The 12389-nt window shown below is 73.6% G+C and carries 13 protein-coding genes and 1 tRNA gene; 9 read left to right on the plus strand and 5 right to left on the minus strand.

Going from position 1 to position 12389, the window contains the following annotated elements:
• Together E5083_RS28995 and E5083_RS29000 are read right to left on the minus strand one after the other, a co-directional pair.
• Positions 1-1404 carry an exopolysaccharide biosynthesis polyprenyl glycosylphosphotransferase gene (locus tag E5083_RS28995; RefSeq protein ID WP_425276761.1) on the minus strand — a complete coding sequence of 468 codons (1404 nt, stop codon included), beginning with the start codon at positions 1402-1404 and terminating at the stop codon, positions 1-3.
• A complete protein-coding gene (locus E5083_RS29000; RefSeq protein ID WP_135788646.1) occupies positions 1401-2561 on the minus strand; it encodes a glycosyltransferase in 1161 nt (386 codons plus the stop codon). Before E5083_RS29000 ends, E5083_RS28995 begins: the two co-directional genes overlap by 4 nt.
• A gap of 569 nt (positions 2562-3130) precedes the next feature.
• On the opposite strand from E5083_RS29000, the gene E5083_RS29005 reads away from it, so the two are divergent.
• The 5 genes from E5083_RS29005 to E5083_RS29025 all read left to right on the plus strand — a co-directional run bounded on the left by E5083_RS29005 (position 3131) and on the right by E5083_RS29025 (position 5991).
• The gene (locus tag E5083_RS29005) at positions 3131-3370 is read left to right on the plus strand and encodes a chaplin (protein WP_086696320.1); all 240 of its coding nucleotides are present in this window, start codon (positions 3131-3133) and stop codon (positions 3368-3370) included.
• A gap of 189 nt (positions 3371-3559) precedes the next feature.
• Entirely contained in the window at positions 3560-3847 is a 288-nt protein-coding gene (locus E5083_RS29010; protein WP_031182364.1) for a hypothetical protein, read from the plus strand.
• Between the two features lie 224 nt (positions 3848-4071).
• On the plus strand, positions 4072-4560 hold the full coding sequence (locus tag E5083_RS29015; protein ID WP_135788647.1) for a DUF5949 family protein: 489 nt from the start codon (positions 4072-4074) through the stop codon (positions 4558-4560).
• A gap of 98 nt (positions 4561-4658) precedes the next feature.
• Positions 4659-5141 carry a tyrosinase family oxidase copper chaperone gene (locus tag E5083_RS29020; RefSeq protein WP_135788648.1) on the plus strand — a complete coding sequence of 161 codons (483 nt, stop codon included), beginning with the start codon at positions 4659-4661 and terminating at the stop codon, positions 5139-5141.
• Positions 5125-5991, plus strand: coding sequence for a tyrosinase family protein (locus E5083_RS29025; RefSeq protein ID WP_135788649.1), 867 nt, complete (start codon positions 5125-5127; stop codon positions 5989-5991). Before E5083_RS29020 ends, E5083_RS29025 begins: the two co-directional genes overlap by 17 nt.
• Before the next feature lie 86 nt (positions 5992-6077).
• Here the strand turns inward: E5083_RS29025 and E5083_RS29030 are convergent, their stop codons facing one another.
• Together E5083_RS29030 and E5083_RS29035 are read right to left on the minus strand one after the other, a co-directional pair.
• Positions 6078-6371, minus strand: a complete 294-nt coding sequence (locus tag E5083_RS29030; protein WP_135788650.1) for a chaplin — start codon at positions 6369-6371, stop codon at positions 6078-6080.
• 187 nt (positions 6372-6558) lie between these two features.
• Complete coding sequence (locus E5083_RS29035) at positions 6559-6942, minus strand: DoxX family protein (protein WP_135788651.1); 384 nt, start codon at positions 6940-6942, stop codon at positions 6559-6561.
• A gap of 188 nt (positions 6943-7130) precedes the next feature.
• Between E5083_RS29035 and E5083_RS29040 the strand changes: the two genes are divergently transcribed.
• Positions 7131-7511, plus strand: coding sequence for a hypothetical protein (locus E5083_RS29040; RefSeq protein WP_135788652.1), 381 nt, complete (start codon positions 7131-7133; stop codon positions 7509-7511).
• A gap of 300 nt (positions 7512-7811) precedes the next feature.
• Here the strand turns inward: E5083_RS29040 and E5083_RS29050 are convergent.
• Positions 7812-7884 (minus strand) — tRNA-Arg (locus tag E5083_RS29050).
• Positions 7885-8155: 271 nt separating this feature from the next.
• Between E5083_RS29050 and E5083_RS29055 the strand changes: the two genes are divergently transcribed.
• The 3 genes from E5083_RS29055 (at position 8156) to E5083_RS29065 (ending at position 12379) form a co-directional block, all read left to right on the plus strand.
• Positions 8156-9772, plus strand: a complete 1617-nt coding sequence (locus E5083_RS29055; RefSeq protein ID WP_135788654.1) for a dynamin family protein — start codon at positions 8156-8158, stop codon at positions 9770-9772.
• A 31-nt stretch (positions 9773-9803) separates the two neighbouring features.
• A complete protein-coding gene (locus E5083_RS29060) occupies positions 9804-11573 on the plus strand; it encodes a YfjP family GTPase (protein WP_135788680.1) in 1770 nt (589 codons plus the stop codon).
• A 335-nt stretch (positions 11574-11908) separates the two neighbouring features.
• Positions 11909-12379: a single-stranded DNA-binding protein gene (locus E5083_RS29065; RefSeq protein ID WP_135788655.1), complete on the plus strand. Its 471-nt coding sequence runs from the start codon at positions 11909-11911 to the stop codon at positions 12377-12379.
• The last annotated feature ends 10 nt before the right edge of the window (positions 12380-12389 follow it).

Raw genomic sequence — 12389 nt, forward strand, 5'->3', positions numbered from 1 at the left:
TCAGCTCCCGGTGGACCGCACGACGGCGGCCGCGGTGCGCAGCAGGATGCAGACGTCCTGCCACAGCGACCAGTTGTCGATGTAGGCGTTGTCGTAGCGCGCCCGGTCCTCGATCGAGGTGTCCCCGCGCAGCCCGCTGACCTGAGCGAGCCCGGTGATGCCGGCCCGCATCCGGTGCCGGGCCGCGTAACCGGGGTAGCACTGGCTGAACTGCGTGACGAAGTACGGGCGTTCGGGGCGCGGGCCGACCAGGCTCATGTCGCCCCGGAAGACGTTCCAGAGCTGGAGCAGCTCGTCCAGCGAGGTCCGGCGCAGGAACCGGCAGAACGGGTTCATCCGCCGCTCGTCCGCCACGCTCCACCGGGTCGCCGACTCCCGCTCGTCCACCGGGCGGTACGTGCGGAACTTCAGCAGGGTGAAGGGGCGCCCATCCTTGCCGATGCGCTCCTGCCGGAACACCACGCCCGGACCCTGGCTGAGCCGCAGCACCAGCGCGCAGGCCAGCAGCAGCGGCGCGGCGAGCACCAGCAGGGTGCCCGACACCACCAGGTCCAGCAGCCGCTTGCCGACACTGCCGCGCCGCCGGGCGCCGAGGTCGAGCCGCCGCACGGAGAACCCGGCGAGCTGCTCCCGCATCTCGTACGCCGGGCAGTCCGCGTCGACCTCCCACACCGCGCAGCCCGACTCGGCGAGCGCCCGCAGCAGCGGGCCCTTCTCGGTGCGTACGGCGGGGTCGACGGTGAGGACGGTGCCGACGCCGTTCTGGATGAGCGCCCGCTCGACCTGCTCGCCGCAGGTCAGCACGGGGAGCCCGGCGCTGCCGTCCGGATGGTCGGTGACCACGCCGACGGGGCGTACCCCGCAGTCCGGCTGGCGCAGCAGCGCGGCGGCGACCCGCTGGGCGGTCGCGGCCGGGCCGATCACCAGCGCGGTGCCCGGCTGCCGCAGCCGCAGCACCCGGCGCCGCCGGTGCACGGCCGCCCGGCCGACGCAGGCGACCACCGCGTGCGCGGACCAGCCGACGGCCAGCGCGGGAAGGGTGAGGGCGCGGCCGGGTTCCAGGGCGGCGGTCAGCGCGCCGAGCGCCAGCCAGACCACCGCGATCCGGCCGCAGAGGGAGGGGAGTTCGTCGAGCACACCGGTCACCGCGCGCGCCGGGCGCGGCCGCAGCAGCAGGGCGCCGGCGACCAGCGCGGCCACGACGAGCGGCCCGCGCACGGCCGCGTCCAGCACGACCGCGCCCGCCACGGCGGCGGCGAGGTCGGCGGTGAGCAGGGGCAGCGGGGAGACGATGGGGGAGTGCGGGCGCCGGGCCGGGAACCGGAAGCCCTGCGCGGGCCGTACGGCGTACCCGGAGTCCATGCCGGAGGCGCTGGGCGAGGGGACGATGCTTTCCGCGGTCACGGGTGGATCGGCTCCCTGCGCTCGGTGGACACGGACGGCAGGGTGCCGAGCAGGTCGCGGTAGAGGTCCGCGATCCGCTCGGCGGTCAGCCGTACGTCGTGCGTGGTCAGGACGTGCCGACGGCCCTGGGCGCCGAGGTCCGCGCGCAGCGGCGCGTCGCACAGCAGCCCGGTCACGGCGGCGGCCAGCGCGTCCGGGTCCTCCGGCGGCACCAGGCAGCGTCCGGCGAGCGCGGGCGGCAGGCTCTCGCGGGCGCCGTCCACGTCACTGAGCACCACGGGCCGGGCGCAGGCCAGCGCCTCCAGCGGGGCCAGCGCCATGCCCTCCCAGCGCGAGGGCAGCACCACCAGATCGGCGGCCCGGTACCAGGGCAGTACGTTGCTGACCTCACCCGCGAACTGCACGCGGGGGCCCGCCAGTTCGCTCAGCGTCTCCCGGTCGGGTCCGTCGCCGACCAGCACCAGCCGGGCCTCCGGCAGCACGGTCAGCACCCGCTCCCACGCGGCCAGCAGCACGTCCTGGCCCTTCTGCGGGCACAGCCGTCCCACGCACACCACCAGCGGTCCGGCCCCGAGCCCCGGCAGCTCCGCGCGGGCCGCCGGAGCGGGCGCGGGGGAGTACCGCTCCAGGTCGATGCCGTTGGGCACCACGGCGTACGAGGCGCGCACTCCGGCGCGTACGCCGGTCTCGCGCTCCGCCTCGCTGACGCACACCACCCGCTCGGCCCAGCGCGCGGCGAACCGCTCCCAGCGCAGGGCGAGCGCGGCGGTGAGACCGCCGACGGCCTCGAAGGACCAGGCGTGCGGCTGGAAGACGGTCGGGACGCGGCCCCGCAGGGCGAGGCGGGCGGCCAGACCGGCCTTGGCGCTGTGCGCGTGCACCAGTGCGGGCCGTACCTCCCCGACGAGGCGGGCGAGCCGCCGTACCTCGCCGGGGAGCGCGGGACCCGGTGACCGGGTGGCCCGCCAGAGCCGCACCTCGGCGCCTATCTCCTGTGCCTCCGTGGCCAGTCGGCCGCCTGGGCAGGCGATCACGACGCGCACGCCGGCCGCGAGCTGGGCCCGCGCCAGGTCGAGCACGACCCGCGCGACTCCGCCGTCGACGGGCTGCGCAACATGCAGCACCCGTTCTCGGGCGTCGGAAACTGGCTGGTGCATGGGCGGGATACCTCGCTCACAGGGGCGTTCCGGTCTGGTCGGGACCGCGCCTCGCTACCGGGCGTCCTTCGCGGTGAAGAGCACACCGGCCCTCGCCGCGTCCCGGTGGGGAACGAGCAGGTGGCCCGGCGGGTCACCGCCGCGCCCGCGTGACGCGCCCGAGATCGGCCACCCTCGGGCCCGCGTCCGGACGGCCTGGCGTAGCCGGCCTGGCGCCGGACCCGTACGCGCCCTGCCGCGCCGGTCGTGCGCTCCGGTACGTCGTCCGGTGGACCCGCGCCCGGCCACTTCCGTGCGCCCGGCGTACGACGGCGCGGCACGCTGCCTCCCTGAAGCGTGAGCCGGTGCCCGCCACGCACGGCGTCCGGACCTGGTACGGAGGAGAGGGCCGCGACTCTAGTGAGCGCGGCGGCCGGAGCGGCGCAACGACGCGAGCGGGCCGCGCGGGCGGCCGCGGTTCTCGCGGAGATCACCCCTTTGGCGGCACAACCCCTCGTCGCGGCTCGCGTTGACACTGCGTCGGGCAGCCCGCCCGGATGTTTGTCTCGATTTTCAAGGAGTACCTCTCCATGTCGCGTATCGCGAAGGGTCTGGTCCTGACCTCCGCCGCCGTGGCGGCCGTCGCCGGCGGTGCCGGTATCGCCGCTGCCGACTCCGGCGCGCAGGCCGTCGCCGCGAACTCGCCGGGCGTCCTCTCGGGCAACGTCGTCCAGATCCCGGTCCACGTGCCGGTCAACATCTGCGGCAACACCATCGACGTCATCGGCCTGCTGAACCCGGCCTTCGGCAACACCTGCGTCAACGACTGAGGTCGTCCGCCGCACACCCCGGCCCGGTCGTCCGCACGGACGGCCGGGCCGCTGTCGTAGGTGAGCACCCCCTGGGTGACCGGGATTTCATATGTCTTGTGCACACAGGGTTTCCGCCCCGGCCGTGACTCGTTGGGCATGGCGTCGGACATCCCTGGGGCGACGCGAGTTGCCGAGGAGAGGAACATGATGAAGTCCCTGAAGGCCGCAGCCGTCCTGGCCGGTTCCATCGCCCTCACCGGCGTCGCCGCGCCCGCGTTCGCCTACTCCGGCGACCTGACGCCCAGCAGCCTGAACGGCGCCGTGGACCAGATCGCCAAGGGCGGCCTGAAGGTGCGTGACGTGATGCCGCTGCAGCACCAGTCGGACGCGCTGAACACCGAGAACAAGGACTCCGTCCTCAGCACCGTCAAGGGCGCCACCACCGCGCTGAACACGCACAACCCGATGCTCGGCGGGCTGCCGCTGCAGAGCTGAGCCACCGTGAGGGAGGGCCGGACCGCGCCGCGCGGACCGGCCCTTTCTTACGTGTGCGGGGGCGCGTCTCCTTTCTTGTGCGGGGCCGCGTCCCCCGTCGTGTTCGAGGCGCGCCCCCCGGTTTCGAGGCCGCTTCCCCCGATCGTGTGGAGCACCTCCCGGCCGTCCCCCGGACGAGTGAGCGGCCCCCCGGTCGGCCCGCCGGCCGTGGATAGGGTCGCGCGGTGACCTCAACCACAAGCGAAGCCTTCCGCGCCGCCGGCCTCGGCACCCTCGTCGTCCTGGCCTGGAGCGGCGAGGCCCCCGACGGCGGCGACATGCCGTATCTGCTGGCGTACTCCCTCGGGGACGCCGAGGGCGGACCGCGCGCCACCTCGGCCGCCGTCACCCAGCTCCTGGAGATGAACGGCCTGACCATCGGCACCGTCATCGACGGCGCCACCCGGCCGAGCCTCCCCGTCACCCTGCTGGTCGAGGCCGGCCAGGCCGTCGTCCGGATGCCCCAGCTCGTCGCCCAGGCCGACGCCCCGCCGGAGTGGCTGGACGCCGTCGCCCGGCGCGGACACGCCTACCTCGTCTTCACCACCCGCGCCTGGCCCGAGGGGCGCCCCGGCGTGACCGTCGACCCCGCCGCGCTGGCCGCCTTCGCCGGTGCCGACGAGACGCTGATGACCGCGGCCCACGTCATGCTCCCGGCGCGCAGCCTGCGCTGACGCCCTGTCGCCCCCCGGATGGCCGCTGTGCGGTGACCCTGGGCGCCCCCGCGCGGTTACCGCTGTGACAAGCCGAACTGCGGACGAGGGAGTGAGCGATGGTCGTCGGTGCCGGTGGTGTGGCCGTGGGGGCGGAACGGCAGGTCAGAGGAGGTAAACCGTCCCGGCGGGAGGTGACCCGCGGCCTGCTGGCCTCGGTGGCCGCCCTGGGGCTGGCCCCGGTGGTCGCCGCGTCCCGTCCGCTGCCCCCGGCCGGGGGCGCGGAGGACAACGCCTTCGCCGAGACCTACCGCGGCCACCGCATCCAGGGCTTCCTGGTCCCGGCCGCCGCGCGCCGGGCGGACGAGGGCGAGTGGCAGATCACGGTCGACGGACGCCCGCTGCATCTGATGCGCCGCGCCGACGGCACCTGGATGAGCATGGTCGACCACTACACCTCGTACGCCACCCCGCTGGAGGCGGCCCGTGCCGCCGTGGACGAGATCGGTCCCGGCCAGAAGCTGCGCGAGATGGCCCCCGGCCCGGTCGGCGGCGAGCACGCGGAGCACGGGACGGGGGGCGCGCATGGCGTACGTGCGTAAGAACGCCGCCGCGCTCACCGCGAACGAGAAGCGGCGCTTCGTCAACGCCCTGCTGGAGGTCAAACGGCGCGGCGAGTACGACGCGTTCGTGCGGACGCACATCGACTACTACACGGCGGACGGCGAGAAGGGCCTGCGCGCCGCCCACATGGCCCCCTCCTTCCTGCCTTGGCACCGGCGCTTCCTGCTGGAGCTGGAGCGGGCGCTGCGCCGGGTGGACTCCTCGGTGACCGTGCCGTACTGGGACTGGACCCGCGACCGCGGCACGGCGTCGGTGCCCTGGACCACGGACCTCCTCGGCGGCAACGGCCGCAAGAGCGACCGTCAGGTCACCACCGGACCGTTCGCGTACGCGGCCGGGCACTGGACCATCAAGGAGGGCATCACCGACGGCAAGTACCTCACCCGCGACCTCGGCCGCGCCGCCTCCCCTCTGCAACTCCCCACCAAGAGCGAGCTGCAGTGGGCGCTGGACGACCCGGCGTACGACGTCTCCCCGTGGGACTCGACCGTCACGCGGGGCTTCCGCAACAAGCTGGAGGGATGGGGTACGGGCGGCGGCAGCGCCTCCTGGCACAACCACAACCGGGTGCACCGGTGGGTCGGGGGCGTGATGCTCGGCGGCGCGTCGGTCAACGACCCGGTGTTCTGGCTGCACCACGCCTTCCTGGACTACCAGTGGTACCGCTGGCAGCAGGCGCACAAGACCCACCGCTACCTGCCGGCGACCCAGCCGGGCCCCGGTGACAAGCAGCGCGGGCGGGTGGTGGCGCGGCTGGACAAGATGCCGCCGTGGAATGTCACGCCGGACTCGCTGGAGGATGTGAGCGGGATCTACCGGTACGCGTGAGGGGGCTTTTTGGGGGGCTTTTTTTGGGGGCATGCGTAGAGCCCCGGCGCTCAGGGTGCCGGGGCTCTACGCGGAGGGGGCGGGGCTCAGTTGCCGTAGCCGTAGTCGCCCTCGGGGGCTTCCTGCACGGGCTCCGGCGTGCTGACGTTGGCGCAGGTGTTGCCGAAGGCCGGGTTCAGCAGGCCGACCACGTTGACGGTGTTGCCGCAGAGGTTGACCGGGATGTGGACCGGAACCTGGACCACGTTGCCGGAGGCCACGCCGGGCGAGCCGACGGCCGCGCCCCCGGCAGTCGCGTCGGCCAGCGCCAGACCGGCGCCACCGACCATCACGGCACCGGTGCCGAGAGCCACGACGGCTGCCTTCGCAATGCGAGACATCACGTTCTCCTTATGTCGCTTCATGTCGCTCGGGGGAGTGGAACGGCAGAGATCACCGCCGCACTTCCCGTACAACGGCCCGCGGGGGAGGGGGTCACGGGGGAAAGGTGGGGGATCACCCTTTTACGGGGGGTGAATCTGGGGTGGGGGGATTCGGGGGGATGTGTCCGTGCTGCGAGGTGGCCGATCAGTCGCTGAAGGACTCCGGCCCGAACCGCCCCCAGGCGATGAAGGCGGCGAGCGCGAGGTAGGCCAGGTTCAGCACCACGAACCCGAACTCGCGGCGCCGGCCATGGGTGGCCATCGCCCCGATCATCAACAGCACCCAGCAGGCGGCGGTCACCGGAACGAGGACGGGCACGCGGTCGAGAAGGGCGGGCAGCACGAGCCCGACAGCGGCGAGCAGCTCAAGCACCCCGAGCGCCTTCACACTCCGCGCGCCGACCCCCTCGGTCCAACCTCCCCCATGCGCGGCGGCCAGCCTCTCCTTCGGCACGAGGGTCTTGCTGACACCTCCGACGAGAGCCACGACGGCCAGTATCCAGGCGCTGATCCAGAGAGCGAGGTCCATCTGTCCCACTTCCCTACCGGTCGAGGTTCCTTCCGGTGGGGAGACGGGCCAGCGCGCCGCTTTGTGACATGCGCCGGCTCAACGGAACTCGTGGATGACCTTGACCTTGCTGACGGTACGCGCGCCTGTATGAGCCACAGAGTTTCGCGATGGAACCGCATGCGCCACGCCCGCTGTCCTGCCCTGTCATGAACGAAAACGACTCCTGCCTGCCCTGGGCGGCCTCCGCGCTGTTCGGCGCCCTCATGGGTGGCGCAACATGGTCGCTGACCGTCTGGGCGCGGGCGTACTGCGACGCGGGCTACGACGCCGGAGGCCGCTTCGAGCTCAACTTCCTGCTCCCTGTGATCGTGGTTGCCGGGGCGGCAGCGGGCCTCGCATCCTGGTCCCTCGGCCGACGCCTGTCAGGCGGCCTCTGGCTCCCGACCCTCTCGGTGGCCACCGTGACGATCGGCCTCGCGTGGTGGTTCTTCGCCACCCGAGGAACCCTCGCCGACTACCCCGGCGACTCGGGCCGCTGCCCGGCAAGCAACATCCCGCCACAGTGGCCGAACTGGCTCCCGGCGTAAACGGGCCGGGGGTGCGCTCACCGAAAGAGCCCCGGAACAGGACAGACCTCCAGCCCCGCCTCCGGCCGATCGACCCACCCCCACCAGGTATGCCGACCACCACACCGCCAAAGGGCCCGACAAACCCGCTGCCCGTCATCCACCCGCTTGGCCAGCACGAGGCCCCCGGCCTGCATGGGCTGCCCGCACTCGGGACACGCGGGGACATCGTCGGTGATCATGCGCCGCACCCTAAACGGACGCTGGCTGAAACCGGGCACCGACCAGCAAAAAGCCCTCCCGAGGGAGGGCCGGACAGCGCGCCCCCGGCAGGACTCGAACCTGCGGCCAAGCGCTTAGAAGGCGCCTGCTCTATCCACTGAGCTACGGGGGCCTGGTGCGGGTCAAGGATAAAGCTCCCCGTTCCTTGACCCCGTCGCCGCGCCTCCGTGGCTCGATGTGGAGGTTCGGTGAAGCGGTCAAGATAATCGCAGGCGGGTACGAATCATGCATCGCTTTTGCGCCCAGACGCGCCGGGTGTTGTGCACTCGTTATGCCGGGAGGGGGCCCGCGTCCCAGTCGTCCCTTCCGTCCGGTCTGTCCCTTCGGCGCGCAGGCATGTCCATATGCTTCAGAATTCCCCTAAAATTGGGCATTCTTCGCATGTGGTGACCTTGGACGTACGCCCTCAGCTACTCGACGCACTCGCTGCCCTGCGCGACCGTGTCGCCGCCGCACGCTATCCGCTCCCCTTGGCGGGAGCCCCGCGCGTGCGCGCCAACCGGGACGAACTGCTCGCCCAACTGGACGACTACCTCGTACCCCGGCTGCGCTCGCCCGAAGCGCCCCTGCTGGCCGTGGTCGGCGGCTCGACCGGTACCGGGAAGTCGACCCTGGTGAACTCCCTGGTGGGACGCCGGGTCACGGAGGCGGGCGTGCTCCGGCCGACCACCCGTACCCCCGTACTCGTCTGCCATCCGGAGGACCAGCACTGGTTCAGCGGCATGCGCGTACTGCCCGACCTCACCCGCCGCTGGGTGCCGCACCAGGAAAAACTCGCCAAGGACGCCAAGGGCAGCGACACGCCCGTCGACGACCACGCGCGCGTGCTCCGCGTCGAGACCGCCGAAACCCTCCCGCGCGGACTCGCCCTGCTCGACGCGCCGGACGTCGACTCGCTGATCGCCGACAACCGCGTCCTCGCCGCCCAGCTCATCTGCGCCGCCGACATCTGGATCATGGTCACGACGGCCGCCCGGTACGCCGACGCCGTCCCCTGGCACCTGCTGCGCACCGCCAAGGAGTACCGCGCCACCCTGATCACCGTCCTGGACCGCGTCCCGCACCAGGTCGTCGCCGAGGTCTCCCGCCAGTACGGCGCCCTGCTCACCAAGGCCGGCCTCGGCGAGGTGCCCCGGTTCACCGTGCCCGAGCTGCCCGAGTCGGCCTGGGGCGGCGGCCTGCTGCCCGCCTCCGCCGTCGCCTCGCTGCGCACCTGGCTGCACCACCACGCCCAGGACCCCGGCGCCCGCCGCAGCGCCCTCACCCGTACGGCGTACGGCCTGCTCGACTCGCTGGCCGCCCGCATGCCGGAGCTGGCGAGCGCCGCCGCCGCCCAGTACGCGGCCGCCCTCCGCCTCACCTCCGCCGTGGACGGCGCCTACGACAGCGAGCACGCGCGCGTGCGCGGCAGGCTCCAGTCCGGCACCGTTCTCGCCGGGGACGCCCTCAAACGCTGGCGTGCCTTCCCGCTGGACTGCACCGCCGGCGAACTCCTGGACGCCCTCACCGAGAGCCTCGGCGCGCTCCTGCTGTGTGCCGTTACCGCCGCCGACGAGCGCGTGGACGAGTCCTGGCGCCGCGAGCCCGCCGCCCGCGCCCCGGAACTCGCCGAGCGCGACTCCCCGGAGAGCGCCGAGCACCGCATCGGCCTCGCCGTACGGCGCTGGCGGCGCGAGCTGGAGGAGTACGCCGAGGACGAGGTCCGCGAGCTGGAGCGCGGCAACGCCCCCGACGCCGAGACGGTCGCCGCGCTCGCCGCGGCTGTCGTACTGGGGGGCCGACGGGCGCGTACGGCGGGCGAGGGGCTGGCCGAGCGGATCGGGGCGCACGGCGCGCTGCGGCTGCGCGACCGCGCCGGGCGCCTGCTCACCGAGCACGTCGACCGGGTCCTGCATGGCGAACGCGAGCGCCGCCTCGCCCCCATCGACGCCCTGGACGTCCACGCCGAGTCGCAGGCCGAGCTCATCGCCGCGCTGTCCGTACTGCAGAAGGAGAGGTGACCCGGTGACCGCCGCCGCCCAGAAGGACCAGATGGATCACGTCGACGCCACGGCCCCCGCCGACGAGGAGCCCCACGCGCGCGTGGAGGGCGATCAGCGCCCCGATGACGAGGTTTCCTGGGACGACGGCCTCATCGCCCGCCGCGTCACCGAGGGCAACGCGCCCCAGGAAGCCCCCGCGCGCGGGACGACGAGCGGCCCCCCGGCCCCGATGGCCTACGACGGCCCCCTGCGCTCCCGCCTCGACGCGCTGCGCGAACTCGTCGGCCTGTCCCGCGCGCGTCTCGACAACCAGACCCTCGCCGAGGCCGCGCGCGTGCTGGACGAGGCCACCGCGCGGCGCAAGCTGTCCGGGCAGCACACCGTCGTCGCCATCGCGGGCGCGACCGGCAGCGGCAAGTCGCAGTTGTTCAACACGCTCGCCGGGGTGCCGATCTCGGAGACCGGCGTGCGCCGTCCGACGACCGCCGCGCCCATCGCGTGCAGTTGGAGCGACGGCGCCGCGACCTTGATCGACCGCCTCGGCATCCCCGGCCGGCTGCGCCGCCGCCCCCTGCAGAGCGCGGAGGCCGAGGCGCAGTTGCGCGGGCTGGTGCTGATCGACCTGCCCGACCACGACTCCGCCGCCGTACAGCACCGCGAGCACGTCGACCGGGTCCTCAAGCTGGTCGACGCCGTAATCTGGGTGGTCGACCCGGAGAAGTACGCCGACGCCGCGCTGCACGAGCGCTATCTGCGGCCGATGGCGGGCCACGCCGAGGTGATGATCGTCGTCCTCAACCAGACCGACCGGCTGCCCGCCGAGGCGACCGAGCAGATCCTCGACGACCTGCGCCGCCTGCTGGACGAGGACGGCATCGCGCTCGGCGAGTACGACGAACCCGGCGCCACCGTCCTCGCCCTCTCCGCGCTCACCGGGGACGGCGTGGGCGACCTGCGCGAGACGCTCGGCAAGATCGTGGCCGAGCGGGGAGCGGCCGCCCGCCGGGTCTCGGCCGACGTGGACGCGGCCGCCGCCGATCTGCGGCCGGTGTACGCGGCCGGGCAGGGCGTCGGGCTCAGCGAGGAGGCGAGGGAGGAGTTCTCCGGGCGGCTCGCGGACGCGGTCGGCGCCACCGCCGCCGGGGAGGCCGCCGAACGCGCCTGGCTGCGCAGCGCCAACCGCGCGTGCGGCACGCCGTGGCTGCGGCTGTGGCGCTGGTACCAGGACCGCGGCGGCCCGCAGACCGGCAGCCTCCCGGTGCGCCGGCACGCGGACGCGGAGGCGACCGCGCGCCAGCGGGTGGAGCAGGCCGTTCGTACGGTGTCCGAGCAGGCCGCCGCCGAGCTGCCCACGCCCTGGGCGCAGGCGGTGCGCGAGGCGGCCGTACGGGGGTCGCAGGGGCTGTCGGAGTCGCTGGACGAGCTGGCGGACCAGGCCGGGCTGCCGCCGGGACGCCCGCCCCGGCCGGGCTGGTGGCCGGTGGCGGTACTGGTCCAGGCGGCGATGACGCTGCTGCAGATCGTGGGCGGGGCGTGGCTGGTCGGGCAGATCGCGGGCGTGCTCTCGCCGAATCTGGGCGTGCCGGTGCTGCTGATGCTGTGCGGGATCGTGGGCGGGCCGCTGGTGGAGTGGGGGTGCCGGCTGGCGGCTCGGGGGCCTGCGCGGCGGTACGGGCAGGAGGCGGAGCGGCGGCTGCGGGAGGCGGCGGCGAGCTGTGGGCGGGCTCGGGTGCTGGACCCGGTGGCGGCGGAGTTGTTGCGGTACCGGGAGGTTCGGGAGCAGTACGGGCGGATCGCGGGGGTGGGGGTCGGGCGGTAGGGCTGCCTGGGGCGGACTGGGGTGGGGTGGGCTGTGGGGGCCTGTGGAGAGTGTGGCCACCTGATCGGGTGACGGAGTTGTCCACAAATGGCGGGCTGTCCACAGCGCTCGGCGGGATGGGGCCGGGTGGGCGCAGTCTGGTGCCACGGCGATCGCACCGCTTGCCCGACCCGGATCGCGGGGCGGGGGGACGGGCGGGTTTCGTGATCGGCGGTCGTGCGGCGCGCTACGAGTGAGACCGGTGCGCGCCGCACGGCATCAGGAAGCCGTACGGGACAGGCCCGTCGCGGCACCGGCTGTCCGGCGGGGTGCGCCGGGCGAGGGAGGGGATCACGATGAACGAGACCGTGGTGTGCGTGGTGGGCAATGTGGCGACGCGGCCGGTGTACCGGGAACTGCCGAACGGCCCGTCGGCCCGGTTCCGGCTCGCGGTGACCGCGCGGTACTGGGACCGGGAGAAGAACGTCTGGACCGACGGGCACACCAACTTCTTCACGGTGTGGGCCAACCGCCAGCTCGCGGTCAACGTGGCCGCGTCGGTGGAGGTGGGGCAGCCGCTCATGGTGCAGGGGCGGCTGAAGGTGCGGACCGAGATGCGGGAGGGGCAGCAGCAGGCGTGGGCATCGGCCGACATCGACGCGGTGACGATCGGCCACGATCTGACGCGGGGGACGGCGGCGTTCCGGCGCTCGGCGAAACCGGAGACACCACCTCGGGCGGATACGCGTCCGGAGCCGCAGTGGGAGACACCGCCGCCTTCGGAGCCGGAGGCTCAACAGGATGCAGAGGCCGTGTTGGTGACATGACGTCATCCAC

It is taken from the genome of Streptomyces bauhiniae, from assembly GCF_004784475.1.
GTDB lineage: Bacteria > Actinomycetota > Actinomycetes > Streptomycetales > Streptomycetaceae > Streptomyces > Streptomyces seoulensis.

What these genes read in the sequence shown, in the direction of transcription:
- E5083_RS29065 (WP_135788655.1), top strand. Translation starts at nt 11,909, where the DNA reads ATGAACGAGACCGTGGTGTGCGTGGTGGGCAATGTGGCGACGCGGCCG.
- E5083_RS29005 (WP_086696320.1), top strand. Translation starts at nt 3,131, where the DNA reads ATGTCGCGTATCGCGAAGGGTCTGGTCCTGACCTCCGCCGCCGTGGCG.
- E5083_RS29035 (WP_135788651.1), bottom strand. Translation starts at nt 6,942, where the DNA reads ATGGACCTCGCTCTCTGGATCAGCGCCTGGATACTGGCCGTCGTGGCT.
- E5083_RS29010 (WP_031182364.1), top strand. Translation starts at nt 3,560, where the DNA reads ATGAAGTCCCTGAAGGCCGCAGCCGTCCTGGCCGGTTCCATCGCCCTC.
- E5083_RS29020 (WP_135788648.1), top strand. Translation starts at nt 4,659, where the DNA reads ATGGTCGTCGGTGCCGGTGGTGTGGCCGTGGGGGCGGAACGGCAGGTC.
- E5083_RS29025 (WP_135788649.1), top strand. Translation starts at nt 5,125, where the DNA reads ATGGCGTACGTGCGTAAGAACGCCGCCGCGCTCACCGCGAACGAGAAG.
- E5083_RS29060 (WP_135788680.1), top strand. Translation starts at nt 9,804, where the DNA reads ATGGATCACGTCGACGCCACGGCCCCCGCCGACGAGGAGCCCCACGCG.
- E5083_RS29040 (WP_135788652.1), top strand. Translation starts at nt 7,131, where the DNA reads ATGAACGAAAACGACTCCTGCCTGCCCTGGGCGGCCTCCGCGCTGTTC.
- E5083_RS29000 (WP_135788646.1), bottom strand. Translation starts at nt 2,561, where the DNA reads ATGCACCAGCCAGTTTCCGACGCCCGAGAACGGGTGCTGCATGTTGCG.
- E5083_RS29030 (WP_135788650.1), bottom strand. Translation starts at nt 6,371, where the DNA reads ATGTCTCGCATTGCGAAGGCAGCCGTCGTGGCTCTCGGCACCGGTGCC.